We start from the raw sequence: 25,298 nt of genomic DNA on the forward strand, positions 1-25,298 counted from the left end.
GCTCAGGCCGCGCCGGCCAGGCGCGCGGCCTCGTCCAGGTCGACGCTGACCAGGCGCGACACGCCCGGTTCGCGCATGGTCACGCCGGAGAGCTGGTGCGCCGCCTCCATCGTCGCCTTGTTGTGGCTGACGAACAGGAACTGCACCTTCTCGCTCATTTCCTTGACCATTGCGGTGAAGCGGCCGACGTTGGCTTCGTCCAGCGGCGCGTCCACCTCGTCGAGCAGGCAGAACGGGGCCGGGTTGAGCTGGAAGATGGCGAACACCAGCGCCACCGCGGTCATCGCCTTCTCGCCGCCGGACAGCAGGGAGATGTTCGAGACGCGCTTGCCGGGTGGGCGGGCCATGATCGCCACGCCGGTGTCGAGCAGGTCTTCGCCGGTCAGCTCGAGGTAGGCGTGGCCGCCGCCGAACAGGCGCGGATACAGCTGCTGGATGCCGGAATTGACCCGGTCGAAGGTGTCCTTGAAACGGCCGCGGGTCTCGCGGTCGATCTTGCGGATCGCCTCTTCCAGGGTTTCCAGGGCGGTGGTCAGGTCGGTGTTCTGCGAGTCCAGGTACTGCTTGCGCTGTTCGGCCTCGCCGCATTCGTGGATCGCGGCCAGGTTGACCGGCTCCAGGCGACGCATGCGCGCGTCGATCTGGCCGACCGCCTGCTCCCACTGCGACACGTCGGCCACTTCCGGCAGCGTATTGACCACGTCTTCCAGGACCAGCCCATCGGCGGTGATCGCCTGGACCAGCTGCTCGGCCTTGAGCACCAGCGCCTGCTGGTCGAGCCGGCGCTGGGAGATGCGCTCGCGCTGGGCCAGCGACTGCTCGTCGCGCTGGTGGCGGGTCTGCTCGAAGCCGCGCAGTTCGTTGTCGATGCCTTCCAGCAGCGAGCGCGCCTCGCCGAGCGCGCGGTCGGCGCGCACGCGTTCGGCCAGGGCAGCCTGGTGTTCGGATTCCAGCGCCTGCACCGGCGAGTCGCCGGTGCTCAGCTGCGCGCTCAGTTCGCCCAGGCGCGAATCCAGCTGGCCGCGCTGGGCGTCCATGCGCTGCAGCGCCTGCGTCAGCGAGGCGATCTGGGTGCGCTGGGATTCCAGGGCCAGCGCCAGCGCATGGGTGGCGTCGCGGCTGGCGCGGGCGGCGTCGCGGGCCAGGTCGCGGGCCTCGGTGCGCTGGCGGCGCTCGGCCTCCAGCGCCTGGCGCGCGGTTTCCAGGTCGCCCATCGACACGACCGCGTCTTCCAGCCGGCCACGGGCCTCGCGGGCCTGCTCGCGGCTGCTGTCCAGGGTCTGCACCAGCTGCGCCAGCTCGTTCTCGATGCGCTCGATCCGCTGGCGCGCGGTATCCATGCGGCCCTGCTGGCTCTGCAGCTGTCCCGCCAGCTCGGAGACGCCGCGGTGGGCCAGGTAGAGCTGGCGCTGCGCGTCCTCGCGCTGCTGCTCGGCGGCCAGCAGCTGGTCGCGCAGGTGCACCAGGCGGTCTTCCAGCGCCGCCTCGCGCTGCTGCAGCTCCTCGATGGCACTGCGCAGCGACTGGATCTCGCGCTCGCGCAGCAGTGCGCCCTGCTTGGCGGCGCCCTGCCGCGACACCCGCACCCAGCCCTCGCCCAGCCGCTCGCCGGCGCGGGTGATGATCGAATCGCCCTCGCCCAGGGCCGGCAGCAGCCGGCGCGCATGGGCCAGGTCATCGGCCGCGTGCAGCCGCGCCAGCAGGCGGCGCACGGCCAGCGGCCCCTGCACCTTGGCCGCCAGCGAGGTCGGCGCGAACGACGCGCTGGCCGTGTCCTCGGCGACCAGCGCGATGCGGCCCTCGCCCAGGTCGGCCAGCGCCTCGACCAGCTGTTCGGGCGCCTCGACCAGCACGCCTTCGATCAGCTGACCCAGTGCACCTTCCACCGCGTTTTCCCAGCCGTCCTCGACGGTGAGGCGCTCGCCGACGCGGGCGGCCGAATCCAGGCCGCGCGCCTTGAGCCAGGCCACCGCCGCGCCCTGCTCCTGGCCCAGGGCGGCCTGCTGCAGGGTTTCCAGCGAGGACAGGCGACCGCGCGCGGCCTGGGCCTGCTTGCGTACCTCGGCCAGCTCGCCCTGGGCGGCGCGTTGCTGCTCCTGCAGGCCGGACACGTCCTGCTTGCGTGCTTCCAGTTGTTCGTTGAGCCCGTCCAGCGCGGACTTCTGCGTCTCGTGCTGGATCTGCGCCTGCTCGAAGGCCTCGGCCAGCGCCTCCAGGTCCAGGCCGGCGCGCTCGGCCGCCAGCGCCTCGCGGCGGCGGTCGGCCTCCAGCGCCTGCCGGTCAAGGTAATCCACGCGGGTGCGCTCGACCTCGCCGGCACGCGAGGCCTCGGCCGCCTGGCGGCCGTGGGCCTCCCAGCGCTGCTGCCAGTCGGCCAGCGCCGCCTCGGCTTCGCGCAGCGCCTCCTGCTTGAACACGTCGTCCTCGCGCAGCTGCTCCAGCCGCGGCTCCGCCTCTTCCACGGTGCCGCGCAGCGCCTCGAGCTTCTGCCGGTCGTCGGCGATGTGCTGGTCCAGTTCGCCCAGCGCGCTGGCGGCCTCGTCGCGCGCCTGGTTCAGGCGGCTGGCCAGTTCGCGCTGGTGCTGGATCTGCTGCTCGATGCGGGCGAGCACGCCACCGACCTGGTAGACCTCGGCCTGGGCCTTGTTCAACGCCTCGGCCGCCGCCTCGCGGCGCACGCGCCCGGTCTCGATCTCGCGCTCGGCCTCGCGCTGGCCGGCGATGATCTGCTCCAGCTTCGTCTCTTCCTGGGCCAGGCGCTCGCGCAGGGCCTGCAGCTGCACGTCCAGCGCGCGGAACTGCAGCGCCTTCCACTCCGCGTCCTTGACCTTGCGCTCGGCGGCCAGCGCCTGGTACTGCTCGGCCTGGCGGGCCTGGCGGCGCAGGTGCTCGAGCTGCTTGTCGACCTCCTCGCGCAGGTCGTTGAGACGATCCAGGTTCTCGCGCGTGTGGCGGATCCGGGTCTCGGTCTCCTTGCGCCGCTCCTTGTACTTGGAGATGCCGGCGGCCTCTTCCAGGTAGATGCGCAGGTCTTCCGGGCGGGCCTCGATGATCTGGCTGATCATGCCCTGCTCGATGATCGAGTAGCTGCGCGGCCCCAGGCCGGTGCCCAGGAACAGGTCGGTGATGTCGCGGCGCCGGCACTTGGTGCCGTTGAGGTAGTACTGGCTCTGCCCGTCGCGGCTGACCGTGCGCTTGACCGAGATCTCGTTGAAGGCGGCGTACTCGCCGGCGATGGCGTGGTCGGAGTTGTCGAAGATCAGCTCGACGGTGGCCTGGCTGACCGGCTTGCGCGCGGCCGAGCCGGAGAAGATCACGTCGGTCAGCGAGTCGCCGCGCAGGCGGCTGGCCGAGCTCTCGCCCATCACCCAGCGCACCGCGTCGATGATGTTGGACTTGCCGCAGCCGTTGGGGCCGACCACGCCGGTCATGTTGGTCGGCAGGTGCAGCGTGGTGGGGTCGACGAAGGACTTGAAGCCGGACAGCTTGATCGTGGACAGGCGCATGCGGCGATCGATTCCCCGGGGTATGCGGCGCAACGCGCCACCGGAATGAAGTGATTTGGCCGGAATGCGGCGCAAGTGATTGAATCACAACGCCCGCAGCATCCGACCGCGGTGTTCGGACCGTGCAGTATAGCCGGCCACGGGCCGGTCTCCGCGGCTCCGCCCCGCACTGACGCAGGGCGCGGCTTGACCTCGATCAGGGCGCCGGGACGACCCGGTCCGCGACACTGGCGCACCGACCGACAGGAGCACATGGATGGACCACGACGTCGCCATCGTAGGCGCGGGCCCGGTAGGGCTTTGCCTGGCGCGAGCCCTCGCCGTGCAGGGCCTGGCGGTCGCCCTGGTCGAGCGGCAGCCACAGGCCGCGCTGGCCGACCCGGCCTTCGACGGCCGCGAGATCGCCCTGACCCATGCCTCGGTGCGCCTGCTGCGGGAGCTGGACGTGTGGCAGCGCATTCCGGAGGACGAAGCCTTCCCGCTGCGCACCGCGCGGGTGATGGACCGCGAACTGCCCCACGAGTTGCGCGTCCGGCCGGAAGCCGGCGACCGCCTGGGCGACCTGGTCGCCAACCACCTGATCCGGCGCGCGGCCTGGCAGGCGGTGCGGGAAACCGCGGGAATCGACCTCCATGCCTCGGCCAAGGTCGCCTCGATCCACGCCGGTGCCGACGGCGCGCGGCTGCAACTGGCCGACGGCACGCGCCTGCAAGCGCGTCTGCTGGTGGCCGCCGACAGCCGATATTCGGAGACACGGCGGGCGCTGGGCATCGGCGCGGAGCTGCACGATTTCGGCAGGGCCATGCTGGTCTGCCGGATCCGCCACGAGCTGCCGCACGGGCACGCAGCCTGGGAATGGTTCGGCCTGGGCCAGACCCTGGCCCTGCTGCCGCTGTCGGAACAACTGGCCGGCGCGGTGGTCACCCTGCCCGGCGAGCAGGCCCGCGCCCTGGCGGCGATGGACGAGGCCGCGTTCGCCGCCGACCTGCAGCGCCGCTACGGCGGCCGCCTCGGCAGGATCGAGCTGGCCAGCAGCCGGCACGTCTACCCGCTGGTGGCGACCTGGGCGCACCGCTTCGCCGGTACGCGCCTGGCGCTGGCGGGCGATGCGGCCGTGGGCATGCATCCGGTCACCGCGCACGGCTTCAACCTCGGGCTGGCCAGCGTCGAGCGGCTGGCCGACCTGGCCGCCACCGCCCTGCGCCAGCGACGCGACCTCGGCGATGCGGCATTGCTGGCACGCTACGAGCGTCGCCACCGCCGTGGCAGCTGGCCGCTGTTCCAGGCCACCCGCGCGATCGTCGGGCTCTATACGGACGACCGCCTGCCGGCACGCTGGCTGCGGAGCGCGACCCTGCGCGCCAGCGCCGCGTTGCCGCCCTTCCGGCGCGCATTGGCCGCCGTCCTCACCGACGAGGGGGCGCGTGACGCGCTGCCCCTGCAGCGCGTGCGGTCGCACCTGGCACGGATGCGTGGCGCGCGCGACGCGGGAAGCGAAACCGGCGCCCACTGAGCGCGGCCGGCCCCGTCAGGCTGGCCGCACGGCTCGCGCTGGCCGTTGTTGCCATCCGATCAGCCGCGCTGCCGGTCGATCCACTCGACGAAGCGGTCGACGAAGTCCTCCAGGAACTCGCGCGTGTCCTGCCGGGTCACCCGGCCATCCGCGTCGACCAGCCCGTCCTTGAACTGCAGGTAGGCCTCGGGCTGCGGCATCACCGCCATGTCCAGGTAGGACAGGATGTTGCGCAGGTGCTGCTGGGCCATCGCCGTGCCGATCGCCCCGACCGAGGCGCCGATCACCGCCGCCGGCAGCCCGGCGAACGCACTGTCGCCGTAGGGACGCGAGGCCAGGTCGATCGCGTTCTTGAGCACGCCCGGTACCGACCGGTTGTATTCGGGGGTGACGAACAGCACCGCGTCGGCGGCGCGGACCTGCGCCTTCAGCGCAATGCCTTCCTGCGGATAGTCGCCGTCGAAATCCTGGTTGTAGAACGGCAGCGAGCCGATATCGACGTGGTCGAATTCCAGCCGGTCCTCGCCCAGCCGTTCCAGCGCGCGCGCCAGCTGGCGGTTGAACGAGCCTTCGCGGAGGCTGCCGACGAATACCGCGATCTTGCGCTTGTCCATGGCCGGATCCTGTTGGGGAGAACAGGACCCGGATGCTAGGCAAAACGGCGCCGGCAGCAGGTGAAGAAACCATTCCCGCGGCGGGACGTTTTCCCCGCTGGCCCTGGTGCACCCGCGACGCTTCCGTAGAGCGGGGCTTGCCCCGCTGCCTTGCCTCGATCGCGTCGTCCGGAAAGCAGCGGGGCGAGCCCCGCTCCACGGGATCAACCGGCCAGTTCGGCGGCAGCGGCGACGATGTCGTCGTCGCCGGGAATCACCAGAAATGCCGCGCCGGCCAGCGGGGTGTAGGTGTCGGCGCCGACCACGCGCCGGAACGGCCGCGACCGGTAGCCGCCCTCGGCGATCGCGGTGATCACGCCCTCGCCCACGCCGGCGCTGCGCCGGCCTTCGTCCACCACCAGGATCCGCCGGGCCGTCGACGCCTGTTCGACGATAAAGGCCTCGTTGAGCGGTACCAGCCAGCGCAGGTCGACCACGCGTACCTTCCAGCCGTGCGCCTGTTCGATCCGGCGCGCGGCGCGCAGGCTCATCGGCACGCCGTTGCCGTAGGTGAACACGACCAGGTCATCGTCCTGCCCCGCCCCTGCACCAGAGGGATAGATCCGGCCCTCGCCCAGGACCATCGCCTGCCCCTGCTCCGGGTACGGGAACAGCCACTGGCCGTCGCCGGCCTCGTGCAGGTCCTTGGTCATGTACAGCGCGATCGGTTCCAGGAACACCGCCACGCGGCCGTCGACCTTGGCCAGGGCCGCCAGCGTGCGCAGCATCGTCGCCGCGTCGTCGCCGCGCGAGGGACAGCCGACGACGATGCCGGGGATGTCGCGCAGGGCGGTGATCGAGTTGTCGTTGTGGAAGTGGCCGCCGAAGCCGCGCTGGTAGCCCAGGCCGGCGATGCGCACCAGCATCGGGTTGCGGTACTGGTCGTTGCTGAAGAACTGCAGGCTGGCCGCCTCGCCGCGGATCTGGTCGCAGGCGTTGTGGAAATAGGCCAGGTACTGGATCTCGGGCAGCGGCAGCATGCCCATGTTGGCGTAGCCCTGGGCCAGGCCGAGGATCATCGTCTCGTCCAGCAGCGTGTTGAACACGCGCGCGCCCTTGAACGCCTTCTGCAGGCCCTTGGTGACCGTGTACACGCCGCCCTTCTGCGCCACGTCCTCGCCGAACAGCAGCGTTTCCGGGTACTTGGCCATCAACTCGTGCAGGGCCTGGTTGATCTGGATCGCCAGGTGCCGCGGCACCTGCTTCTCCGGCAGCCTGTCCTCGCCGCCATAGGCGGCGATGCGCGCCTGCTCCGGCGCCGGACGCGCGGCCTCGGCGGCCACCGCGGCCGGGGTGTAAGGCGCCAAGGGCGCGACCACGTCGGCCAGCGACGCCAGCCGCGGCCGGCGGTCGGCCTCCTCGGCCGCCGCGAAGCAGCGCTTGCGCGTGGTTTCGTACAGTTCCAGCAGCTCGTCGGCGCCCATCAGCCCGGACTCCAGGGCGATGGCCGCGCTGTGCAGCAGCGGGTCGGTCGCTTCCACCGCGCACAGCTCCTCGATGCTGCGCCACTCGATCTCGAAGTCGGTGCCGGCGTGGCCCATGATCCGGGTCGTGCGCAGGTGCAGGAAGGTCGGCCGGCGGGTGCGGCGGCAATGCTCCACCGCCGCCTGCACCTGCCCGTAGCCGGCGGCCAGGTCCAGGCCGTCGGCATGGAAATAATCCAGGTCGGGGCGATGGCGGAAATTGCGACCGATCCAGCCGTCGGGCGTCTTCACCGAGATGCCGATGCCGTTGTCCTCGCAGACGAACAGCACCGGCGCCGGCAGGCCCTGGTAGGCGGTCCAGGCGGCGGCATTGAACGCGGTCTGGGCCGTGGCGTGGTTGCTGGAGGCGTCGCCGAAGGAACAGATGGCGATGCTGTCGGCCGGTACCGGCAGCGCGTGGCCGATGCGCCGCGCCTGCTCGATGGCCACCGCCGTTCCCAGCGCCTTGGGCAGGTGCGAGGCGATCGTCGAGGTCTGCGGCAGCACCCACAACGGCTTGCTGCCCCACACCTTGTGCCGGCCCCCGGACGCCGGGTCCTCGGCGCTGGCGGCGAAGCTCAGCGCCGAGTCCATCACCGGATCCATGCCGGGCAGCTTGCGGAAGCGCTCGGCCATGAAGCCGCCGCTGCGGTAATGCAGGAATGCCGGATCGGTGTGGCGGGCCAGCCGGGCCACCATCGCGTTGCCTTCGTGGCCGCTGCTGCCGATGGTGTAGAAGACCTTGTTCTGCACGCGTAGCACGCGCGCCATCAAGTCCAGGTGGCGGCTGATGAGCTGCGACTCCAGCAGCTCGCGGAAACCACGCGCATCCAGCGCGCTGCCCGGCAGCACCGGACCACCGTCGCGCGGGCGCGGCGCCGGCGTGCCGCGCCAGGCGCGGACGAACTCGCTGAAGTTGCGGTCGCAGATCTCGGCGCGGTTGATGCCGCGTTTCCAGGCGGGAATGGTCGGGGTAGAGGCGGCAGCGTTCATCGGGGTCTTCTGGTTCAATCGGTCAAGGCCAGCCGCGCGGTCGCTTCGTCGTCCAGCGGCGGCATCGGCACGAAGCCGGGCGTGGCGCGCACGCGCTCCAGCCAGGCGCCGATGCGCGGGTACGCGGACAGGTCGAAGCCGCCGTCGCCGGCGCAGTGGGTGTAGGCGAACAGTGCGATGTCGGCGATGCCGTAGGCCGCGCCGGCGAACCAGTCGGCCGACTGCAGGTGCCGTTCCATCACCGCCAGCGCCTGGTGGCCGCGCTCGCGCAGCCGCGGCAGCTCGGCGCGCCGCGGCGAATCGGCGGGCGTCCAGCCGCGGATGAAGCGGGCCACGGCGATGTACGGCTCGTGGCTGTACTGTTCGAAGAACATCCAGGAAAGCGCCTGCGCCCGCTGCCAGGCATCGGCGGGCACGAAGCCGGTGCCTTCGGCCAGCCAGCACAGGATCGCGTTGGATTCGACCAGCACCCGGCCGTCTTCCAGTTCGATCAGCGGCACCCTGCCGTTGGGGTTCCTGGCCAGGAACTCGGGAGTGCGGGTCTCGCCACGGGCGCTGTCGACCTCGATCCAGCGGTAGTCGCGGCCGAGCTGCTCCAGCAACAGGCGCAGCTTGTAGCAGTTGCCGGACATGGACATGCCGTAGACGGTGATCACGATGCCTGCTCCTTGCGCGCCCGCCATTCGGCGCGGGTCTGGCCCCAGATTTCCACCGGCTTTTCGTGGCTGGGCTCGGGCAGGCGACCCATGCCGATGAAGCGCGAGCCGAGCTTGGCGGCCACCGCCTTGGAGTTGGCGTTCCCGGGCGCGATGGTATGGATGACTTCGCTCCAGCCCAGCGTGTCGAACGCCCAGTCGGTGCACGCTGCCGCCGCCTCCGGGGCGTAGCCGCGTCCCCAGCGCTCGCGCACGATGCTCCAGCCGACCTCGGTGCCCGGCCAGCCTTCCGGCTGCCATGGCCCGACCCGGCCGACCCACTGGCCCGTGTCCTTCTCGACCACCGAGAACATCGCGAAGCCCTTCAGGTGCCAGGCGCCGACCATGGCCGCCAGGCCGCGCCAGGCCACCGGGCGCGGCTGCACGCCACCGAGGTGGCGGGTCGCCTCGACGTCGGCGAGGAACGCGGCCCACGCCTCGAAGTCCTGCTGCCGCGGCAGGCGCAGCAGGAGGCGTGGGGTTTCCAGTTGCAGCGAGGAACGGTCCATGGCGTGGAGTCCGTCGAAGGAGCGCGCTGGGCGCATTGGCGCGCACGCGCGGCAACCCGTCGCGGGCCGCCGCGGCGTGGCCGGTCAGAACGCGCTCAGCCCCGTGAGCTCGCGCCCGATCACCAGCTGGTGCACGGTCTCGGTGCCCTCGTAGGTGATCACCGACTCCAGGTTCAGCGCGTGGCGGATCGCCGCGTGCTCGGTGGTGATGCCGGCGCCGCCGAGCAGGTCGCGGCATTCGCGAGCGATGTCGATGGCCATGCGGCAGTTGTTCCACTTGGCCAGCGACACCTGCTGCGGCTGCATCGTGCCGGCATCCTTGAGCCGGCCAAGCTGCAGCACCAGCAGCTGGGCCAGGGTGATGCGGCGGGCCATCTCGGCCAGCTTGATCTGCGCGCTCTGGGTGGCCGCCACCGGGCGTCCGAACAGGATGCGCTCCTTGGAGTAGTGCAACGCTTCGTCCAGGCAGGCGATGGCTGCGCCGATCGGGCCCCAGGTGATGCCGTAGCGGGCCTGGGTGAGGCAACCCAGCGGGCCCTTGAGGCCCTTCACGTTGGGCAGGCGGCTGGAATCGGGCACGCGCACGTTGTCGAAGAACAGCGAGGAGGTCACCGACGCGCGCAGGCTCATCTTGTGCTTGATCTCCTGGGCGGTGAAGCCGGGCGTACCCTTCTCCACCACGAAGCCCTGGATGCCGTCGTCGGTCTGCGCCCAGACGATGGCGATGTCGGCCAGGTTGCCGTTGGTGATCCACATCTTGGAGCCGTTGATCACCCAGTCGCCGCCGTCCCTGCGCGCGTGGGTCTTCATGTTGGCCGGATCCGAACCGCCGTGCGGCTCGGTCAGGCCGAAACAGCCGATGACCTTGCCGGCGGCCATGTCCGGCAGCCAGCGGCGGCGCTGTTCCTCGCTGCCGTAGGCGTAGATCGGGTACATGCACAACGACGACTGCACGCTGACGAAACTGCGGATGCCGCTGTCGCCGCGCTCGAGTTCCTGGCAGATCAGGCCGTAGCTGACCGCATTGAGGCCGGCGCAGCCGTATTCCTCGGGGAGCGAGGAACCGAGCAGGCCCAGCGAGGCGACTTCGGCCACCAGCTCCTTCGGGAAGCGGCCCTGGTCGAAGGCCTCGCCGATGATCGGCAGGACGCGCTCGTCGGTGAAGCGGGCCACGGCCTCCTGGACGGCGCGCTCCTCGTCGCTGAGCAGGGAACGCACGTCGAACAGGTCATACGGTGACAGGGCCATGTCGGGAACCGGTGTTGGGATGGTTGCGATTGTATCGGCCCGGCAGCGGAGGCGGGCGATGCCGGGGGCGCTGCGCTCAAAAAAAAGAAGGCCGGCGTGGCGCCGGCCTTCCCTGTCCTGCGGTCGACAGCGGCGTTGCGCTGCCCGCCGGCGTGGTTACTGCCGGGTCGCGCCCTCGGGCGCCTCGGCCACGGCGGTCGCCGTCACGATCTGGCCGTCCACCACCGGCAGCCGGTCGGTCTCCGGCTTGCTGTCCATCCGCAGCGTGCCTTCCCGGTCGTTGTAGCGATAGGTCACGTCGTAGCCGACCACCTTGTCGGTATTGCCCAGCGCCACCCGGTCGCCCGGCTTGCTCGCCATGCGCATGGTGCCGGTGGTGCCGTCGGCGTTGCGGTAGGTCACGTTGTAGCCGGTCACCTTGCTCGACTCGGACACGGCCTGCTCGGTATGGCACTGGCGCTCGGTCCGGGTCACGACGTTGCCGCCGACATGGCGCTTGTCGACCTGGTTGCCGACCACGCCGCCGGCGATCGCGCCGGCCGCGGTCGCGGCCTTCTTGCCGCTGCCGCCGCCGACCTGGTTGCCGAGCAGGCCGCCGATGACCGCACCGGCCACGGTGCCGCCGACGTTGCCGTCCCGCTCGGGCAGCCGTTCCTCGACCACCACGTCCTCGCAGACTTCCCTGGGTACGCTGGTCTGGGTGGTTTCGCGCACCGGCTCGGTGCCGATCACGGTGGCGTAGAGCTTCTCCTTCTGGGTTACCGGATCGACCTTGACGATCTCGGCGTACTCCAGGGTGTTGGCCGCGATCTCGTCCTCGCCCGGGGCCGCGTCGTCGGCGGCCAGCGCCGCATCGGCCGGGGTGGCGAGCACCGAATCGGGTTGCCGGTCGCGGTTGTTCATGAAGGCCGCGGTAGCGATGCCCCCCACCAGCAGGGCACCGGCGGCGATCAGGATCGTAGTGGCTTGCTTCATGGCCTGGCTCCTCGCGGGCGGTTCCCGCATGACGTTCGGGGGAATTCCATCATGGCAAACCTGAACAGGACCCGGAATGCGTTCGACCGGCAAATTCTTCGGGTCTGTGACGGCCATGGTAGTTTGCGCGCGTGTTCCGAGCGAGGCCCGCCGCCATGCCCAGCCCCCTCATGCTGCCGTTCATGCAATGGGCGCGCGGCCTGCGCTTCCCGACCCTGTTCAAGGTCACCATGGTGGCCTTCGCGATCAGCTTCCTGTGGCCGTTCGATCCGATCCCGCTGATCGACGAGGTCGTGCTGGGCCTGGCCACGCTCCTGCTGGCCAACTGGAAACGGCGCAAGGATCCGCCGGCGCTGCCTGAACCGGAGCGGCGCCCGCAGTGACGGAAGGCGCGATGACCGCGGCAACCGGCCCGCACGCGACCTGATGCGGCTGCTCGACAGCCACTGCCACCTGGATGCGGCCGAGTTCGATGCCGACCGCGACGCGGTGGTCGAGCGCGCGCGCGCCGCCGGCGTGCTCGGGCAGGTGGTACCGGCGGTGACCGCGGCGAGCTGGCCGAAGCTGCGCCAGGTCTGCCGCGCCGCGCCGGGCCTGTATCCTGCCTACGGCCTGCATCCGACGTTCCTGGCCGAGCACCGGCCCGACGACCTTCATGAGCTGGCGAGCTGGATCGAGAACGAGCATCCGCCCGCCATCGGCGAATGCGGCCTGGACTACTTCGTCGAAGGGCTCGATCGTGACGCGCAGGCGCACTACTTCGACGGCCAGCTGCGACTGGCCCGCGAGCATGGCTTGCCACTGATCGTGCACGCGCGTCGCGCGGTCGATGCGGTGATCGCCTCGATCCGCCGCCTCGGCGATGGACGGCTGCGTGGCGTGGTCCACAGTTTCTCCGGCAGCCCCGAGCAGGCGCGGCAGCTCTGGAGCCTGGGCTTCATGATCGGCCTGGGCGGTCCGCTGACCTACGAACGCGCGCAGCGCCTGCGCCGGCTGGTGGCGCGGATGCCGCTGGAGTTCCTGCTGCTGGAGACCGATGCGCCGGACCAGCCGGACGCCGGCATCCGTGGCCAGCGCAACGAGCCCGCGCGCCTGCGCCAGGTCCTGGATGTCGTGGCGATGCTGCGCGGCCAGGCGCCCGAGGAGATCGCCGCGGCCACCACCGCGAATGCCCAGCGCCTGTTCGCCCTCCCTGCCCCGTAGAGCCGGGCTTGCCCGGCTGCAGCGCTCGCCGGCCGACACGTCGTCAACAGCAGCGGGGCAAGCCCCGCTCTACGGGCACGGGGCGCAGCAGGTCCGAATGGTCCGCCACCGGCGGGACGCCCTGTCGAAGCAGCGGGGCGAGCCCCGCTCTACGCGGCGATGCGGCGCTTGAGCAGCATCTCCAGTGCCTTGCCGGCGGCGGCGAAGGCGAATGCGCCGGTGACGTGGGTGGCCGCGCCGAGGCCGGCGCCGCAGTCCAGCTTGAGCGCGGCGTCGGCGCCCATCGCCGGGCGCACGCCGCAGACACTGCCGTCGGCCTGCGGATACTTCACGTTCTCCAGCGAGTAGACCGCCGGCACGCCGAAGAAGCGGTCCGGGTTCTTCGGGAACCGGTGCTCGCCCCGCAACTTCTTGCGCACCAGCGCCAGCATCGCGTCGTGCTCGGTGCGGGACAGGTCGCGGACCCGGACCAGCGTGGGATCGGTGCGACCGCCCGCGGAGCCGACGGTCAGCATCGGCAGCTTGCGCCGGCGGCACCAGGCGATGGATTCGACCTTGGTGCGGACGCTGTCGCAGGCATCGACCACCAGGTCGACGCCGCCCCCCAGCAGTTCCTCGAGGTTGGCGCCGGTAAGGAATGCCGCCACCGGTCGGGCCTCGATCGCCGGATTGATCGCGCGGCAGCGTTCGGCCATCGCCTCGGCCTTGTTGCGTCCGTACTGCCCGGCGACCGCCGGCAACTGCCGGTTGGTGTTGGAGATGCACAGGTCGTCGGCATCGACCAGGTCGAGCGCGCCGACCGCCGAGCGCGCCAGCGCCTCGGCCACCCACGAACCGACGCCGCCCAGGCCCACCACCGCCACGCGCCGGGTCGCCAGCCATTCGACCGCGCCGCGGCCGTACAGCCGGTCGATGCCGGCGAAACGCTCGAAAACGGATGCTTCCATGCGCGCATTCTAACGGGGGTGCATCGACACCCGGCGCGGCCCTATCATCCTGCGCGCCGCCACCCATCGCCACGTATCAAGGAGTACATCGCATGGCCAGCCCGCCGCCCCGAACCGGCAACGCAGGACGATACCTGTTCCTTTTCCTGGTCGGCCTGGTCACCGGCGCGGTCTGCGCAGTGATGGCGCTGCGGGCTCTGCAGGCGCGCAGCGACCCGTTCCCCGACGCGCTGATGCAGGTCATGGCCAGGCAATCGGCCGAGCTGGGCAAGTCGGCCAAGGCCAACCGCTGTGCGGTCAGCGACAGCCTGCCGCGGCTGCAGTCGTTGCGGTCGATGGCCAACGACATCGAGATGGCCTTCCCCGGACTGAAGGACGACAGCCGCTTCGCGGCCGCCGCCAGCGGGCTGCGGGCCACGCTCGACGAGACCCTGTCCGCGCCGCCGGCGGACTGCGCGCAACTGGCGGCGGCAAGCGAACGCATCGGCGAGGACTGCAAGGCCTGCCATCGCGATTTCCGCTGAACCATCGCTGAGAGGATGCCGGCGACGCTCCGCCGCGCCGCGGACGATTGGCATTGCGTTCACATGCATGCGATGACGATGGCCGCCAGCACGACCGCAGGTCGCGCACCGGTCCGCCACCCCGTCACCGAGGAGTATCGAGGATGAAGCAAACCCACCTGATCGGCCTGGCCGCCTTCGGCATGCTTGCCCTGGCCGGCTGCACCACGACTTCGCCCAACTACGGCAGCTCCGGCTACGGCAGCTCCGCGCCCTATCCCTCGCAGGCCCGCTGCGCCGACTGCGGCCTGGTCACCCGGATCGACGTGATCGCCTCCAACCGCAGCGCCCCGTCGGCCACCGGCGCGATCCTGGGCGGCATCGTCGGCGCGGTCGCCGGCCACGAGATCTCGGACAAGACCGGCGGCAGCAAGGGCAACCAGAACGTGTCGGCAGTCGCCGGCGCGGCGGCGGGCGCGATGGCCGGCAACGCCATCCAGAAGAACGTCACCTCCGATACCTACAACATCCACGTGCGCATGGACGACGGCCGCACGGTCGTGATCAACCAGCGCGACCTCGGCGGCATCCGCGAAAACACCTACGTGCGCGTGGTCAACGGCAAGGTCGTGCTGCGCTGACGCAGCGCCGCATCAAGCCTGTCGCGCAAAAAGGAACGGCCCGCTACTGGCGGGCCGTTCCGGTACAGGCTTGATCAGGTTTGTCAGGCGGCCTGGACGGCGTCCGCCTGCAGGCCCTTCTGGCCCTGCACGACGGTGAAGCTGACCTTCTGGCCTTCCTTGAGGCTCTTGAAGCCCTGCATCTGGATGGCGCGGAAGTGGACGAACACGTCCTCGCCATTCTCGCGGCTGATGAATCCGAATCCCTTGGCATCGTTGAACCACTTCACGGTGCCGACTTCGCGATCTGCCATTACTGCGACTCCTCGAAACTTTGCTGGGTGGTGGATACGCCGTTGCCACGGCGGCTGGTTGCAAGGAGTACGCGCGGTGTAACGATGTAGCGGACCATCATCACGGGACCTACCGCATTCGGCCACGAGTCACGGTGACCTTGTCAAGCGCAGCGGCCCAAAATTACCCCCCGTCCGGGGGAAATGCAATCATGCCAAGGACTTGGCCCGCCCCGGGCAGGAAAGGACGCTGATGGATCCCGCACTCTTCTGGTACGTGGTGGCGGCCGTGCTGGCCCTGGTCGGCCTGGCCGGGGTGATCCTGCCCGCCCTGCCCGGCCTGCCCCTGGTCTTCGCCGGCATGCTGGTCGCCGCCTGGGCCGGGGATTTCCAGCGCATCGGCCCGGTCACCCTGGTCCTGCTCGGCCTGCTGACCGCGCTGTCGGTGGTGGCGGACTTCGTCGCCACCGCCGCGGGCGCCAAGCGGATCGGGGCCGGCCCGCTGGCGGTCTGGGGCGCCGCCCTGGGCACCCTGGCGGGCGTGTTCTTCGGGCCGGTCGGCCTCCTCGCCGGCCCCTTCCTCGGCGCGCTGCTGGGCGAGCTGTGGCATACCCGCGCCCTCCGCCGCGCGACGCACGTGGGGCTGGCCACCTGGCTGGGCCTGCTGCTCGGCACCGTGCTGAAACTGGCCCTGGCCTTCGCCATGCTCGGGCTCTTCGTGTTCGCCTGGTTCGTCTGACTTCAATGGAGCCCCGTCCGTGACCCGGTCCCCCGCCCTGCCCCGCACCCTGGCCCTGATCGCCCCGCTTTACGCCATCGCCGGCGGGTTGGCGGCGCAGGAGTCGACCGCCCTCCCCGGTACCGCCGACGCCTGCCGCGCGATCGCCTCGGACGCCGCCCGCCTGGCCTGCTACGACGCCGTGTATGGCCGCGACGCCGAGCACACCCGCGATGCCGACCAGCAGGCGCGGGCCGCCGAGGAACAGGTGAAGCAACAGCGCGCCGAACAGCGCGCGGCAGCCCTGCCGCCGGACGCCACCGCGGGCCAGCGTGCGCGCCACCGCACCGGGGAGCTGTTCGGCCGCCACGACCTGGCGCAGGACCCCGCCGCCCTGGACGCGATCGCCAACGCCGGCCGCGGGTCGCTGCTCGACAGCCGCTGGGAACTGGCCAAGGACTCCAAGCTCGGCATCTTCCAGTTCCGCGCCTACAAGCCGGTGTACCTGCTGCCCGCGTTCTGGACCAGCGACGTCAACGACATGCCGAGCTCGCCCAACCCCAACAACACCGTGACCACGCCGGAGGAGCTGGACAGCGTCGAGGCCAAGTTCCAGATCAGCTTCAAGACCAAGCTGGCCGAAAACGTGTTCGGCGACAACGGCGACATCTGGGCCGGCTACACCCAGAGCTCGCGCTGGCAGGTCTACAACTCGGAAATCTCGCGGCCGTTCCGCGAGACCAACTACGAGCCGGAGATCATGCTGCTGTTCCGCAACAACTACAGCCTGCTCGGCTGGAACGGGCGCATGACCGGAATCAGCTTCAACCACCAGTCCAACGGCCGCAGCGACCCGCTCTCGCGCAGCTGGAACCGGGTGATCCTCAACGTCGGCCTGGACCGCGAGAACTGGGCCTTCGTGGTGCGACCCTGGTACCGCATCGAGGAGGACGCGGCCGACGACAACAACGCGGACATCGAGGACTACGTCGGCCGCGGCGACGCGCTGCTGGTCTACAACCGCAATGGCCACGAGCTGTCGCTGACCGCGCGCCACTCGCTGCGCGGCGGCGACCGCTCGCACGGCTCGCTGCAGCTGGACTACGGCTTCCCGATCACCAACCTGCTGCGCGGCCACGTGCAGGTGTTCGACGGCTACGGCGAGAGCATGATCGACTACAACCACCGCGCCACCTACGTGGGCGTGGGCTTCGCCCTGCTGGAGTGGTTCTGATGGACGCGGCCCGCGTCGTGGTCTGGCACAACCCGCGGTGCTCGAACTCGCGCGCCGTGCTGCAGCTTCTTCGCGATCGGGGGGTCGAGCCGGACGTGGTCGACTACCTCGCGGAGCCGCCCGATCGCGCAGCCCTGCTCCGGGTCGCCGGGGAAAGCGGCCTGGGACTGCGCGGACTGGTGCGGGAAAAGGAACCGGCCTACGCGGAGCAAGGGCTTGCCGATGCCGACGACGAGGCCCTGCTGGCAGCCATGCTCGACAACCCGCGCCTGATCAACCGGCCCGTGGTGGTTACCCCGCGCGGCACCCGCCTGTGCCGCCCGCCGGAAACGGTGCTGACACTCCTGGACTGACGTGCGGGCGCCCGCCACGGCGCGGGCTGGAACGGAATCGACCTGCGCGCAGGCGGACGCCGCGCAAGCCCCTGCGCTGCACGGGGCGCCCCGCACCCGCCGCGAAACGGGCCGTGCCGCTGGGCTCAGGTCCAGTCGGTGAGGCCTTCGCGCCGGTAGACCTCGGCGAAGGACGGGCGGTCCTTCATCCGCCGCGCGAACGCCTCCAGCACCGGCCAGCGGTCGGTCGGGCGCGGCATGTTCCGCGACCAGCGCATCAGCATGGTCAGGACGAAGTCCGCCGCCGATACCTGCGCGCCGATCAGGTACGGGCCGTGGGCTTCGAGATGGTCGGCCACCTGCTGCCAGGCCGCCTCGATCCGCTGGCGCGCGCGCGCCTTGACCTCGTCGGCGTTGGCCTCGCCCGCCGGTTCGTCCGCGTAGAACCAGCTGCGATACGCCGGCATCAGCGTGTAGGCGCAGAAGAACATCCAGCGGTAGTACGCGGCGCGCGCCGGCGTGGCGATGGCCGGCGCCAGCCCCGCCTGGGGATGCAGGTCGGCCAGGTGCATGGCGATCGCCGCCGATTCGGTCAGCACCTGCCCGTCGAGGAGCAACGCCGGCACCCTGCCCTGTGGATTGATCGCAAGGTACTCCGGCGACTTCTGCTCGTGCCGGTCGAAGTCGAGCATGCGCAGTTCGTGGTCGACGCCCAGCTCGATCAGCAGCCAGTGGACGACGAGCGAGGCGGTGCTGGGTGAACCGTAGAGGACGACGGACATCGGCGGGACTCCAGTGGGAAGGCGGAAAAGGACGAAGCCGGCACGGGGCCGGCTTCGGGGATCATGCGATGGCTCAGGCCTCGACCACGACCGGAATGCCGGCGATCCGCGCCTGCCACTCCTTCGGCCCGGTCTTGTGCACCGATTCGCCGGTCGAATCGACGGCCACGGTCACCGGCATGTCCTTGACCTCGAATTCGTAGATCGCCTCCATGCCCAGGTCCTCGAACGCCAGCACCTTGCTGGCCTTGATCGCCTTGGACACCAGGTAGGCCGAGCCGCCCACGGCCATCAGGTACACGGCCTTGTTGTCGCGGATCGCGTCGATCGCCGCGTCGCCGCGCTCGGACTTGCCGACCATGCCCAGCAGGCCGGTCTGTTCCAGCATCTGCCGGGTGAACTTGTCCATGCGCGTGGCGGTGGTCGGGCCGGCCGGGCCGACCACTTCGTCGCGCACCGGATCGACCGGGCCGACGTAGTAGATGAAGCGGTTGGTGAAGTCGACCGGCAGCTTCTCGCCCTTGTTGAGCATGTCGATCATGCGCTTGTGCGCGGCGTCGCGGCCGGTCAGCAGCTTGCCGTTGAGCAGCAGCACCTCGCCGGGTTTGAACGTGGCCACTTCCTCGCGGGTGATCGTGTCCAGGTCTACCCGGCGCGCGTTCTGCGGGTTGTAGGTCAGGGTCGGCCAGTCCTCCAGCGACGGCGGGTCGAGTGCGACCGGGCCGCTGCCGTCGAGGGTGAAGTGCGCGTGGCGGGTCGCCGCGCAGTTCGGAATCATCGCCACCGGCAGGTTGGCCGCGTGGGTCGGGTAATCCTTGACCTTGATGTCCAGCACGGTGGTCAGGCCGCCCAGGCCCTGCGCGCCGATGCCCAGCGCGTTGACCTTCTCGTACAGTTCCAGCCGCAGCTCCTCGGCCCGGTTGGAGGCGCCGCGGGCCTTGAGGTCGACGATGTCGATCGGCTCCATCAGCGATTCCTTGGCCAGCAGCATCGCCTTCTCGGCGGTGCCGCCGATGCCGATGCCGAGCATGCCCGGCGGGCACCAGCCGGCGCCCATGGTCGGCACCGTCTTGAGCACCCAGTCCACGATCGAGTCGGACGGGTTGAGCATGGCGAACTTGGACTTGGCCTCCGAACCGCCGCCCTTGGCCGCGACGATCACGTCCACGGTATTGCCCGGGACGATCTTCACGTTGACCACCGCCGGGGTGTTGTCCTTCGTGTTGGCGCGGCGGCCGGCCGGATCGGCGAGCACGCTGGCGCGCAGCCTGTTGTCCGGATGGTTGTAGGCGCGGCGCACGCCCTCGTTGACCATGTCCTCCACGCCCATGGTCGCGTCGTCCCAGCGCACGTGCATGCCCACTTCCAGGAACACGGTGACGATGCCGGTGTCCTGGCAGATCGGGCGATGGCCTTCGGCGCACATGCGCGAGTTGATCAGGATCTGCGCCATCGCGTCCTTGGCCGCGGGCGATTCCTCGCGCTCGTAGGCCGCGGCCAGGTTCCGGATGTAGTCGACCGGGTGGTAGTAGCTGATGTACTGCAGCGCGTCGGCGACGGACTGAATCAGGTCGTCCTGGCGGATAGATACCGGGGACGAAGACACGGGGGCGGCGGCGGAAGCGGTCACGGCTGGCTCGGGGCGGGCGGGAAACCGGCCCATTTTAGGGCAAAGTGTCGGTCCGCCCGACTGTCACGCCGGCACACGCCGTTCCGTCCTGGGTCTATGGACACCGCCGACACCTTCCACACCCACCGCCCGCGCCTGCTGGCGCTGGCCTACCGCCTGCTGGGCAGCCGCGCCGATGCCGAGGACGTGGTCCAGGACGCCTGGTTGCGCTGGCACCAGGCCGACCAGTCGGCCATCGTCGACCCGCTGGCCTGGCTGGTGACCGCCACCACCCGCCTGGGCATCGACCGCCTGCGCGCGCTGCGCGCGCGCCGCGAGCACTACGTCGGCCCCTGGCTGCCCGAGCCTGCGCGAATCGAGGAGGACGACGGCCCGGCCGGCGACGTCGCCGACCATGCGCCCGGACCGGCACGCGCGGCCGAAACCGCCGAACAGGTCTCGCTGGCGTTCCTGGCCGTGCTCGAGCGGCTGGGCACGGAGGAACGCGCCGCGTTCCTGCTGAAGGAGGCGTTCGACTACGACTACGCCCAGATCGCCGCGCTGCTGGGCCAGGGCGAGGCCAACTGCAGGCAGATGGTCCATCGCGCGCGCCAGCGGCTGGCCGCGGCGCGGGCCCGGTTCGAAGTCAGCCCGCAGCGCCATCGCGTGCTGCTGGAGAAATTCATGCACGCGGCGCGCGGGGGCGACCGCGCGGCCCTGGAAAGCCTGCTGCACGCCGACGCGCGACTGGTGTCCGATGGCGGCGGCAAGGCGGTGGCAGTGATCCGTCCGCTGCTGGGCGGCGAGCGCATCGCGCGCCTGTTCTGGGCCGCCTACCGCCGCCAGGATCCGGCGATCGAATGGCGGATCGGACGGGTCAACGGCGAGCCTGCGATCCTGCGCTACCGCGGCGGCGTGCTGGCGGCGGTCATGGTCGCGGTCACCGACGGCGAGCGCATCACCGAACTGTTCACCGTCGCCAATCCCGACAAGCTGGGTGTCACGAACGCAGCCGCCGGTGCGTCCTGGTGATGAAGGCGGCCAGTCGGCCGCCATGGACCGCACCGATGAAATTCCACCGCGTCGATTATCCCAAGCACGTTCCCGTCGCCTTCAAGGGCCTGTACGCCGCCAGCACCGCCGTGCACGACGGCGCGCTGGGCAAGGTGTTCCTCGAACTGGTGTTCCTGCGGGTGTCGCAGATCAATGGCTGCGCCTACTGCATGGACATGCATGGCGGCGCGCTGCGCAAGGCCGGGGTCGAGCCGCGCAAGCTGGATACGCTCGCCGGCTGGCGCGACAGCCGCTTCTTCGACGCCCGGGAGCGCGCCGCGCTGGCCTGGGCCGAACAGCTGACCACCCTGCCCGCGGGCGCGCCGGCCGATGCGACCTACGAGGCCCTGCGCGAACACTTCGACGATGCCGCCATCGCCGAGCTGACCATGGCCGTGGCGACCATCAACGCCTGGAACCGGCTGGGCGTGGGCATGCAGCCTGAACTTGCCTGAGCCTCGCGGCGGCGGCGCTCAGGCGCCTTCGCTGCCGTCGATGCGCCCGCGCAGCGCCTGCCGGTAGCGCCTGCTGCAAGGGATCACCGTGCCGTCGCGCAGGTGCAGGCGCGCCTCGCCCGCATCGAGCGGTTCGATCGAGGCGACCTGGCCGAGGTTGACGATGTAGCTGCGATGGACCCGGGCGAACGCGCGCGGGTCCAGCCGCGCCTCGATCCCGGCGATCGTGCTGCGCAGCGGGTAATCGTGGCCGCGCACGCGCAGGTTCACGTAGTTGCCCGAGGCCTGCAGCCACTCGATGTCGCCGGCGGCGACCAGGAACTCGCGGCCCAGCTTGCGCACCAGGAAGCGTTCTGGCCGGTCCAGGGGCTCGACCGGCGGGCCTTCGTCCGGTTCGGACAGCAGGCTCGCCTCGCCCTGCAGGCGCCGCAGCAGCAGCCGGTAGAAGCTGATCAGCACCACCATGGAGGCGTAGGTGCGCACGTCCTTGACGTATTCGTAGAACAGCTCGCGCGGCCAGTGGCCGAAGTCGTAGTCGACGCCCTGGCTGGCGTATGCCACGGTGCGCAGGCCGACCATGCCCACCACGTGGACGACCGACACCACCACGCTGGCCAACAGGTGCCGCGGCAGCTGCCGGCGCCAGTTGTCCCAGTGGACCGGGTAGCGCCGGCTGAACCAGACGATCGGCCAGGCCAGGGCCAGCCACATCAGCCCGCTCGACCATTCCCACACCACCGGTTCCCAGGTCGCGTACGGCAGGTCGTTCTTGCGGATGTCGGTGATGACCGTGTAGCTGTTGGCGACCGCGTTGACCACGGTCATGCCGATCCAGAAGCCGACCTCGACCCAGCGGCGCCAGGGCAGGTAGCGTTCGTAGGGCGTGGGGCGGGTCGCGGACATGCCGCGCATTCTACGGAGCACGCGCGGCCGGCCCCACCCCGCCCGTCACCGCCGCCCGCGGTTCGTCCCCGATGCCCCGCGACCGGTCACCCGGCGCGCGCGCCGCCGCCGGCGCGGGCGCACCGTGGCGCTTCCGCGCTACCGAAGACCGCCATGGAACGCCGCTACGACCTCGACTGGATCCGCATCTGCGCCTTCGGCGTGCTGGTCCTCTACCACGTCGGCATGTATTACGTGACCTGGGACTGGCACGTGAACAGCCCCCACGCCAGCCACGCGCTGGAGCCGTTCATGCTGCTGTCCTCGCCGTGGCGGCTGTCGTTGCTGTTCCTGGTCTCCGGCGCGGCCACCGCCTTCCTCTGCGACCGCTGCGCGCGCGAGGGCGCGCGGTTCATCGGCCCACGGTCCTGGCGGCTGCTGCTGCCGCTGGTGTTCGGCATGCTGGTGATCGTGCCGCCGCAGTCGTATTTCGAGGTGGTGGAGAAGCTGCCCGGCGGGTACCACGACGGCTACCTGGCGTTCTGGGCGCGCTACCTGGCCGGCGACGGCTCGTTCTGCCGCGACGACGACTGCCTGGACCTGCCCACCTGGAACCACCTGTGGTTCGTCGCCTACCTCTGGTGCTACACGGTGGTGCTGTGGGTGCTGCTGCGGCTGGCCCCGCGCACCAGCGCCGGCGCGGTGGAACGGGTGCGCGGCCTGCTGGCGCATCCGGCCGGGCTGCTGTGGCCACTGGCGTGGCTGGCCATCGCGCGCCTGCTGCTGGTGGGCCGCTTCGAATCGACCCACGCGCTGGTCGACGACTGGTACAACCACGCCCAGTACCTGCCGCTGTTCCTGCTCGGCTTCGCCATCGCCCGGCCCGGCCCGCTCTGGGACCGGATCGAACGGGCGCGCTGGCCGGCGCTGGTGGCGACACTCGCCAGCTGGCTGTTCATCGCCTGGTATTTCGGCCAGTACCGCGACGGGGGCACGCCGCCGGAGTCGCTGCGCCAGCTGCAGCGACTGCTGTGGGCCGTGCAGCAGTGGGGCGCGATCGTGGCCATCCTGGGTTTCTTCCGCCGCCATGCGCCCGGCGACAGCCCAGCGCGGCGCTGGCTGGCCGAGGCGGTGTTCCCGGTCTACATCCTCCACCAGACGGTGATCGTGCTGCTGGCCGTCCACCTGCGGCCGCTGGACCTGCCGGCGTGGCTGGAAGGACCGCTGCTGGTGCTGGCGACCCTGCTGCTGTGCCTGGCCGGCTATGAGCTGGTGCGCAGGCTCGGCTGGCTGCGGCCGCTGTTCGGCCTGAAGCGCACCGCTGCGCCATCGCGGGCGCGCGATGGCCGGGAGCGCGAGGCGGTCGGCTGACCCCGTGCCGGCCGGCGGCTCAGGCTGTCGCGCGGTGCTCCACCACCAGCTGGATCGCCTGTCCGCCACGGTAGTCATCCGGCGCCAGGCGGTAGGCCAGGTGCGCCTGCGGCGAAGGCGGCTGGCCCTGCCAGCCGCCGAACTGGATCGCCGCCAGCGGCTCGCGCCGGTCGGGGTGGCGCAGGGTCAGCCGGAGGTGGCGCTCGCCCACCACCTTCCAGTCCAGCACGTCGAACCCGCCGTCGAACAGCGGCTCGGGAAAGCCCTGCCCCCACGGCCCGCCATCGCGCAGCGCCTCGGCGTGGAAACGGTCGAACTCGCGCGGCAGCAATTCGCCGTCGCTGAGCAACTCGGCCTGCAACAGGCCGTCGTCGAGTACGCCGGCCGCATGCGCCTGCCAGGCCTGTTCGAACGCGGCCAGCTGCGATTGCGCCAGGGTCAGCCCGGCCGCCATGGCGTGGCCGCCGAAGCGCTCGATCAGGCCCGGGTGGGCGCTGTCCACCGCCGCCAGCGCGTCGCGGATGTGGAAACCGGGGATCGAGCGCGCCGAGCCGCGCAGCACCGCGCTGCCCGGCTCGGCCGGCGCGAACGCAAGCACGGGCCGGTGCAGGCGTTCCTTCATCTTCGAGGCGACCAGGCCGATCACGCCCGGATGCCACTCCGGATCGAACAGGCACGGCGCCAGCGGCGCGCCCACCGCGCCCGGCAGCACGCGCGACAGCGCGGCTTCCGCATCGTCGGTCATGGCCTGCTGCATGGTGCGGCGCTCGGCGTTGATCCCGTCCAGCCGCTGCGCCAGTTCGCGCGCGCGCGCGGGGTCGTCGGTGAGCAGGCATTCGATGCCCAGGGCCATGTCTTCGAGCCGCCCGGCCGCGTTGAGCCGTGGACCGATCGCAAAGCCGATGTCGGCCGCCGTCAACCGCGCCGCGTCGCGCCCGCAGGCTTCGGTCAGCGCGCGCAGCCCGGCGCAGCCGCGGCCGGCACGCAGCCGGCGCAGTCCGGCGGCCACCAGGGTGCGGTTGTTGGCGTCCAGGGGGACCAGGTCGGCAACGGTGCCGACCGCGACCAGGTCCAGCAACGTCGACAGGTCGGGCTCGCCCGCGCCGAACGCGCCCGCTCCGCGCAGGTGCCGGCGGAGCGCCAGCAGCAGGTAGAAGACCACGCCGACGCCGGCCAGCGCCTTGCTCGGGAATTCATCGCCGGGCAGGTTCGGATTGACGATGGCATCGGCCGCAGGCAGGCGCGGTCCCGGCAGGTGGTGGTCGGTGACGACGACCCGCCAGCCGCGCGCGCGCGCCGCCTCGATGCCCGCATGGCAGGCGATGCCGTGGTCGACCGTCAGCAACAGGTCCGGGCGCAACGCGGCCAGCTCGTCGACCAGCGCCGGCGACAGGCCATAGCCGTGGACCATGCGGTTGGGCACCGCATGCGAGACGCGCCGCGCGCCAAGCAGGCGCAGCCCGCGCACGCCGGTGGCGCAGGCGGTGGCGCCGTCGCAATCGAAGTCGCCGACCACGACGATGTGGCGGTCGGCGGCCATCGCGTCGGCCAACAGCGCGGTGGCCGACTCCAGGCCGCGCAGCCGGTCCGGTGGCAGCAGCCCTGCCAGCCGCGGTTGCGCGAGCTCCGGCGTCGACGCGCCACGCGCGGCGTAGACCCGGCGCAGCAGCGCGGGGATCGAATCGGGCCATCCGGCCTGCACGTCGACCAGGGGGCGGCGGACGATCCGCGCCATCGCCAT

General features: G+C 71.0%; 24 protein-coding genes. 11 read left to right on the forward strand and 13 right to left on the reverse strand.

The genetic code is table 11. The features are described 5' to 3' along the window. Positions 1-2: 2 nt before the first annotated feature. Entirely contained in the window at positions 3-3,506 is a 3,504-nt protein-coding gene (gene smc, locus ABKA19_RS10665; protein WP_162377437.1) for a chromosome segregation protein SMC, read from the reverse strand. Positions 3,507-3,762: 256 nt separating this feature from the next. On the opposite strand from smc, the gene ubiM reads away from it, so the two are divergent. Continuing rightward, positions 3,763-5,019: a 5-demethoxyubiquinol-8 5-hydroxylase UbiM gene (gene ubiM, locus ABKA19_RS10670; protein ID WP_353688876.1), complete on the forward strand. Its 1,257-nt coding sequence runs from the start codon at positions 3,763-3,765 to the stop codon at positions 5,017-5,019. 59 nt (positions 5,020-5,078) lie between these two features. On the opposite strand, the gene ABKA19_RS10675 is transcribed toward ubiM, so the two are convergent. The 6 genes from ABKA19_RS10675 to ABKA19_RS10700 all read right to left on the reverse strand — a co-directional run bounded on the left by ABKA19_RS10675 (position 5,079) and on the right by ABKA19_RS10700 (position 11,555). Further along, positions 5,079-5,633, reverse strand: a complete 555-nt coding sequence (locus ABKA19_RS10675; protein ID WP_353688877.1) for an NADPH-dependent FMN reductase — start codon at positions 5,631-5,633, stop codon at positions 5,079-5,081. Positions 5,634-5,836: 203 nt separating this feature from the next. Further along, a complete protein-coding gene (locus ABKA19_RS10680) occupies positions 5,837-8,128 on the reverse strand; it encodes a thiamine pyrophosphate-dependent enzyme (RefSeq protein ID WP_353688878.1) in 2,292 nt (763 codons plus the stop codon). Between the two features lie 14 nt (positions 8,129-8,142). Next, positions 8,143-8,811 (reverse strand): glutathione S-transferase family protein, encoded by a 669-nt coding sequence (locus ABKA19_RS10685; protein WP_353688879.1) that lies wholly within the window; start codon positions 8,809-8,811, stop codon positions 8,143-8,145. After that, positions 8,781-9,332 carry a GNAT family N-acetyltransferase gene (locus ABKA19_RS10690; RefSeq protein WP_353688880.1) on the reverse strand — a complete coding sequence of 184 codons (552 nt, stop codon included), beginning with the start codon at positions 9,330-9,332 and terminating at the stop codon, positions 8,781-8,783. The genes ABKA19_RS10685 and ABKA19_RS10690 overlap by 31 nt, the downstream gene beginning before the upstream one ends. 84 nt (positions 9,333-9,416) lie before the next feature. Next, entirely contained in the window at positions 9,417-10,580 is a 1,164-nt protein-coding gene (locus ABKA19_RS10695; RefSeq protein WP_353688881.1) for an acyl-CoA dehydrogenase family protein, read from the reverse strand. 156 nt (positions 10,581-10,736) lie between these two features. Beyond that, the gene (locus tag ABKA19_RS10700) at positions 10,737-11,555 is read right to left on the reverse strand and encodes a glycine zipper 2TM domain-containing protein (protein WP_353688882.1); all 819 of its coding nucleotides are present in this window, start codon (positions 11,553-11,555) and stop codon (positions 10,737-10,739) included. A gap of 155 nt (positions 11,556-11,710) precedes the next feature. Between ABKA19_RS10700 and ABKA19_RS10705 the strand changes: the two genes are divergently transcribed. Then, positions 11,711-11,938, forward strand: coding sequence for a DUF6116 family protein (locus tag ABKA19_RS10705; RefSeq protein ID WP_353688883.1), 228 nt, complete (start codon positions 11,711-11,713; stop codon positions 11,936-11,938). Positions 11,939-11,981: 43 nt separating this feature from the next. Beyond that, positions 11,982-12,758 (forward strand): TatD family hydrolase, encoded by a 777-nt coding sequence (locus ABKA19_RS10710; protein WP_353688884.1) that lies wholly within the window; start codon positions 11,982-11,984, stop codon positions 12,756-12,758. Between the two features lie 149 nt (positions 12,759-12,907). On the opposite strand, the gene ABKA19_RS10715 is transcribed toward ABKA19_RS10710, so the two are convergent. Next, positions 12,908-13,705 (reverse strand): tRNA threonylcarbamoyladenosine dehydratase, encoded by a 798-nt coding sequence (locus ABKA19_RS10715; protein ID WP_353688885.1) that lies wholly within the window; start codon positions 13,703-13,705, stop codon positions 12,908-12,910. A gap of 92 nt (positions 13,706-13,797) precedes the next feature. Here ABKA19_RS10715 and ABKA19_RS10720 point away from each other — a divergent pair, with 92 nt between their 5' ends. Together ABKA19_RS10720 and ABKA19_RS10725 are read left to right on the forward strand one after the other, a co-directional pair. After that, on the forward strand, positions 13,798-14,229 hold the full coding sequence (locus tag ABKA19_RS10720; RefSeq protein ID WP_353688886.1) for a hypothetical protein: 432 nt from the start codon (positions 13,798-13,800) through the stop codon (positions 14,227-14,229). A gap of 143 nt (positions 14,230-14,372) precedes the next feature. Further along, entirely contained in the window at positions 14,373-14,849 is a 477-nt protein-coding gene (locus tag ABKA19_RS10725; protein WP_353688887.1) for a glycine zipper 2TM domain-containing protein, read from the forward strand. A gap of 83 nt (positions 14,850-14,932) precedes the next feature. On the opposite strand, the gene ABKA19_RS10730 is transcribed toward ABKA19_RS10725, so the two are convergent. Continuing rightward, positions 14,933-15,142 (reverse strand): cold-shock protein, encoded by a 210-nt coding sequence (locus tag ABKA19_RS10730; RefSeq protein WP_162377451.1) that lies wholly within the window; start codon positions 15,140-15,142, stop codon positions 14,933-14,935. A 232-nt stretch (positions 15,143-15,374) separates the two neighbouring features. On the opposite strand from ABKA19_RS10730, the gene ABKA19_RS10735 reads away from it, so the two are divergent. From ABKA19_RS10735 to arsC, 3 genes are read left to right on the forward strand one after another with little or no spacing between them, the layout of a single operon-like run. Then, positions 15,375-15,860: a DUF456 domain-containing protein gene (locus ABKA19_RS10735; RefSeq protein WP_353688888.1), complete on the forward strand. Its 486-nt coding sequence runs from the start codon at positions 15,375-15,377 to the stop codon at positions 15,858-15,860. A 19-nt stretch (positions 15,861-15,879) separates the two neighbouring features. Beyond that, positions 15,880-17,073, forward strand: a complete 1,194-nt coding sequence (locus tag ABKA19_RS10740; RefSeq protein ID WP_502945764.1) for a phospholipase A — start codon at positions 15,880-15,882, stop codon at positions 17,071-17,073. After that, positions 17,073-17,426 (forward strand): arsenate reductase (glutaredoxin), encoded by a 354-nt coding sequence (arsC, locus tag ABKA19_RS10745; protein WP_353688889.1) that lies wholly within the window; start codon positions 17,073-17,075, stop codon positions 17,424-17,426. Before ABKA19_RS10740 ends, arsC begins: the two co-directional genes overlap by 1 nt. A 125-nt stretch (positions 17,427-17,551) precedes the next feature. On the opposite strand, the gene ABKA19_RS10750 is transcribed toward arsC, so the two are convergent. Both ABKA19_RS10750 and ABKA19_RS10755 read right to left on the reverse strand, forming a co-directional pair. Next, entirely contained in the window at positions 17,552-18,187 is a 636-nt protein-coding gene (locus ABKA19_RS10750) for a glutathione S-transferase family protein (RefSeq protein ID WP_353688890.1), read from the reverse strand. Positions 18,188-18,260: 73 nt separating this feature from the next. Beyond that, positions 18,261-19,793 carry a fumarate hydratase gene (locus ABKA19_RS10755; protein ID WP_353689008.1) on the reverse strand — a complete coding sequence of 511 codons (1,533 nt, stop codon included), beginning with the start codon at positions 19,791-19,793 and terminating at the stop codon, positions 18,261-18,263. Between the two features lie 120 nt (positions 19,794-19,913). Here ABKA19_RS10755 and ABKA19_RS10760 point away from each other — a divergent pair, with 120 nt between their 5' ends. Both ABKA19_RS10760 and ABKA19_RS10765 read left to right on the forward strand, forming a co-directional pair. After that, a complete protein-coding gene (locus ABKA19_RS10760; RefSeq protein WP_353688891.1) occupies positions 19,914-20,828 on the forward strand; it encodes an RNA polymerase sigma-70 factor in 915 nt (304 codons plus the stop codon). A gap of 35 nt (positions 20,829-20,863) precedes the next feature. Next, complete coding sequence (locus ABKA19_RS10765) at positions 20,864-21,304, forward strand: carboxymuconolactone decarboxylase family protein (protein ID WP_353688892.1); 441 nt, start codon at positions 20,864-20,866, stop codon at positions 21,302-21,304. A gap of 18 nt (positions 21,305-21,322) precedes the next feature. Here ABKA19_RS10765 and ABKA19_RS10770 read toward each other — a convergent pair whose 3' ends face one another. Next, positions 21,323-22,207 carry a LytTR family DNA-binding domain-containing protein gene (locus tag ABKA19_RS10770; RefSeq protein ID WP_353688893.1) on the reverse strand — a complete coding sequence of 295 codons (885 nt, stop codon included), beginning with the start codon at positions 22,205-22,207 and terminating at the stop codon, positions 21,323-21,325. 153 nt (positions 22,208-22,360) lie between these two features. Here ABKA19_RS10770 and ABKA19_RS10775 point away from each other — a divergent pair, with 153 nt between their 5' ends. Further along, the gene (locus ABKA19_RS10775; RefSeq protein ID WP_353688894.1) at positions 22,361-23,557 is read left to right on the forward strand and encodes an acyltransferase family protein; all 1,197 of its coding nucleotides are present in this window, start codon (positions 22,361-22,363) and stop codon (positions 23,555-23,557) included. Positions 23,558-23,576: 19 nt separating this feature from the next. Here the strand turns inward: ABKA19_RS10775 and recJ are convergent, their stop codons facing one another. Next, a complete protein-coding gene (recJ, locus tag ABKA19_RS10780) occupies positions 23,577-25,298 on the reverse strand; it encodes a single-stranded-DNA-specific exonuclease RecJ (RefSeq protein ID WP_502945765.1) in 1,722 nt (573 codons plus the stop codon).

This window comes from Pseudoxanthomonas sp. Soil82 (assembly GCF_040446535.1).
Lineage (GTDB): Bacteria > Pseudomonadota > Gammaproteobacteria > Xanthomonadales > Xanthomonadaceae > Pseudoxanthomonas > Pseudoxanthomonas kaohsiungensis.

Coding starts and splice junctions, on each gene's coding strand:
- ABKA19_RS10700 (WP_353688882.1), bottom strand. CDS start 11,555: ATGAAGCAAGCCACTACGATCCTGATCGCCGCCGGTGCCCTGCTGGTG.
- ABKA19_RS10695 (WP_353688881.1), bottom strand. CDS start 10,580: ATGGCCCTGTCACCGTATGACCTGTTCGACGTGCGTTCCCTGCTCAGC.
- arsC (WP_353688889.1), top strand. CDS start 17,073: ATGGACGCGGCCCGCGTCGTGGTCTGGCACAACCCGCGGTGCTCGAAC.
- ABKA19_RS10680 (WP_353688878.1), bottom strand. CDS start 8,128: ATGAACGCTGCCGCCTCTACCCCGACCATTCCCGCCTGGAAACGCGGC.
- ABKA19_RS10765 (WP_353688892.1), top strand. CDS start 20,864: ATGAAATTCCACCGCGTCGATTATCCCAAGCACGTTCCCGTCGCCTTC.
- ABKA19_RS10750 (WP_353688890.1), bottom strand. CDS start 18,187: ATGTCCGTCGTCCTCTACGGTTCACCCAGCACCGCCTCGCTCGTCGTC.
- smc (WP_162377437.1), bottom strand. CDS start 3,506: ATGCGCCTGTCCACGATCAAGCTGTCCGGCTTCAAGTCCTTCGTCGAC.
- ABKA19_RS10675 (WP_353688877.1), bottom strand. CDS start 5,633: ATGGACAAGCGCAAGATCGCGGTATTCGTCGGCAGCCTCCGCGAAGGC.
- ABKA19_RS10715 (WP_353688885.1), bottom strand. CDS start 13,705: ATGGAAGCATCCGTTTTCGAGCGTTTCGCCGGCATCGACCGGCTGTAC.
- ABKA19_RS10690 (WP_353688880.1), bottom strand. CDS start 9,332: ATGGACCGTTCCTCGCTGCAACTGGAAACCCCACGCCTCCTGCTGCGC.
- ubiM (WP_353688876.1), top strand. CDS start 3,763: ATGGACCACGACGTCGCCATCGTAGGCGCGGGCCCGGTAGGGCTTTGC.
- ABKA19_RS10735 (WP_353688888.1), top strand. CDS start 15,375: ATGGATCCCGCACTCTTCTGGTACGTGGTGGCGGCCGTGCTGGCCCTG.
- ABKA19_RS10725 (WP_353688887.1), top strand. CDS start 14,373: ATGAAGCAAACCCACCTGATCGGCCTGGCCGCCTTCGGCATGCTTGCC.
- ABKA19_RS10760 (WP_353688891.1), top strand. CDS start 19,914: ATGGACACCGCCGACACCTTCCACACCCACCGCCCGCGCCTGCTGGCG.
- ABKA19_RS10685 (WP_353688879.1), bottom strand. CDS start 8,811: ATGGCGGGCGCGCAAGGAGCAGGCATCGTGATCACCGTCTACGGCATG.
- ABKA19_RS10730 (WP_162377451.1), bottom strand. CDS start 15,142: ATGGCAGATCGCGAAGTCGGCACCGTGAAGTGGTTCAACGATGCCAAG.
- ABKA19_RS10705 (WP_353688883.1), top strand. CDS start 11,711: ATGCCCAGCCCCCTCATGCTGCCGTTCATGCAATGGGCGCGCGGCCTG.
- recJ (WP_502945765.1), bottom strand. CDS start 25,298: ATGGCGATGGCGCGGATCGTCCGCCGCCCCCTGGTCGACGTGCAGGCC.
- ABKA19_RS10775 (WP_353688894.1), top strand. CDS start 22,361: ATGGAACGCCGCTACGACCTCGACTGGATCCGCATCTGCGCCTTCGGC.
- ABKA19_RS10710 (WP_353688884.1), top strand. CDS start 11,982: ATGCGGCTGCTCGACAGCCACTGCCACCTGGATGCGGCCGAGTTCGAT.
- ABKA19_RS10720 (WP_353688886.1), top strand. CDS start 13,798: ATGGCCAGCCCGCCGCCCCGAACCGGCAACGCAGGACGATACCTGTTC.
- ABKA19_RS10770 (WP_353688893.1), bottom strand. CDS start 22,207: ATGTCCGCGACCCGCCCCACGCCCTACGAACGCTACCTGCCCTGGCGC.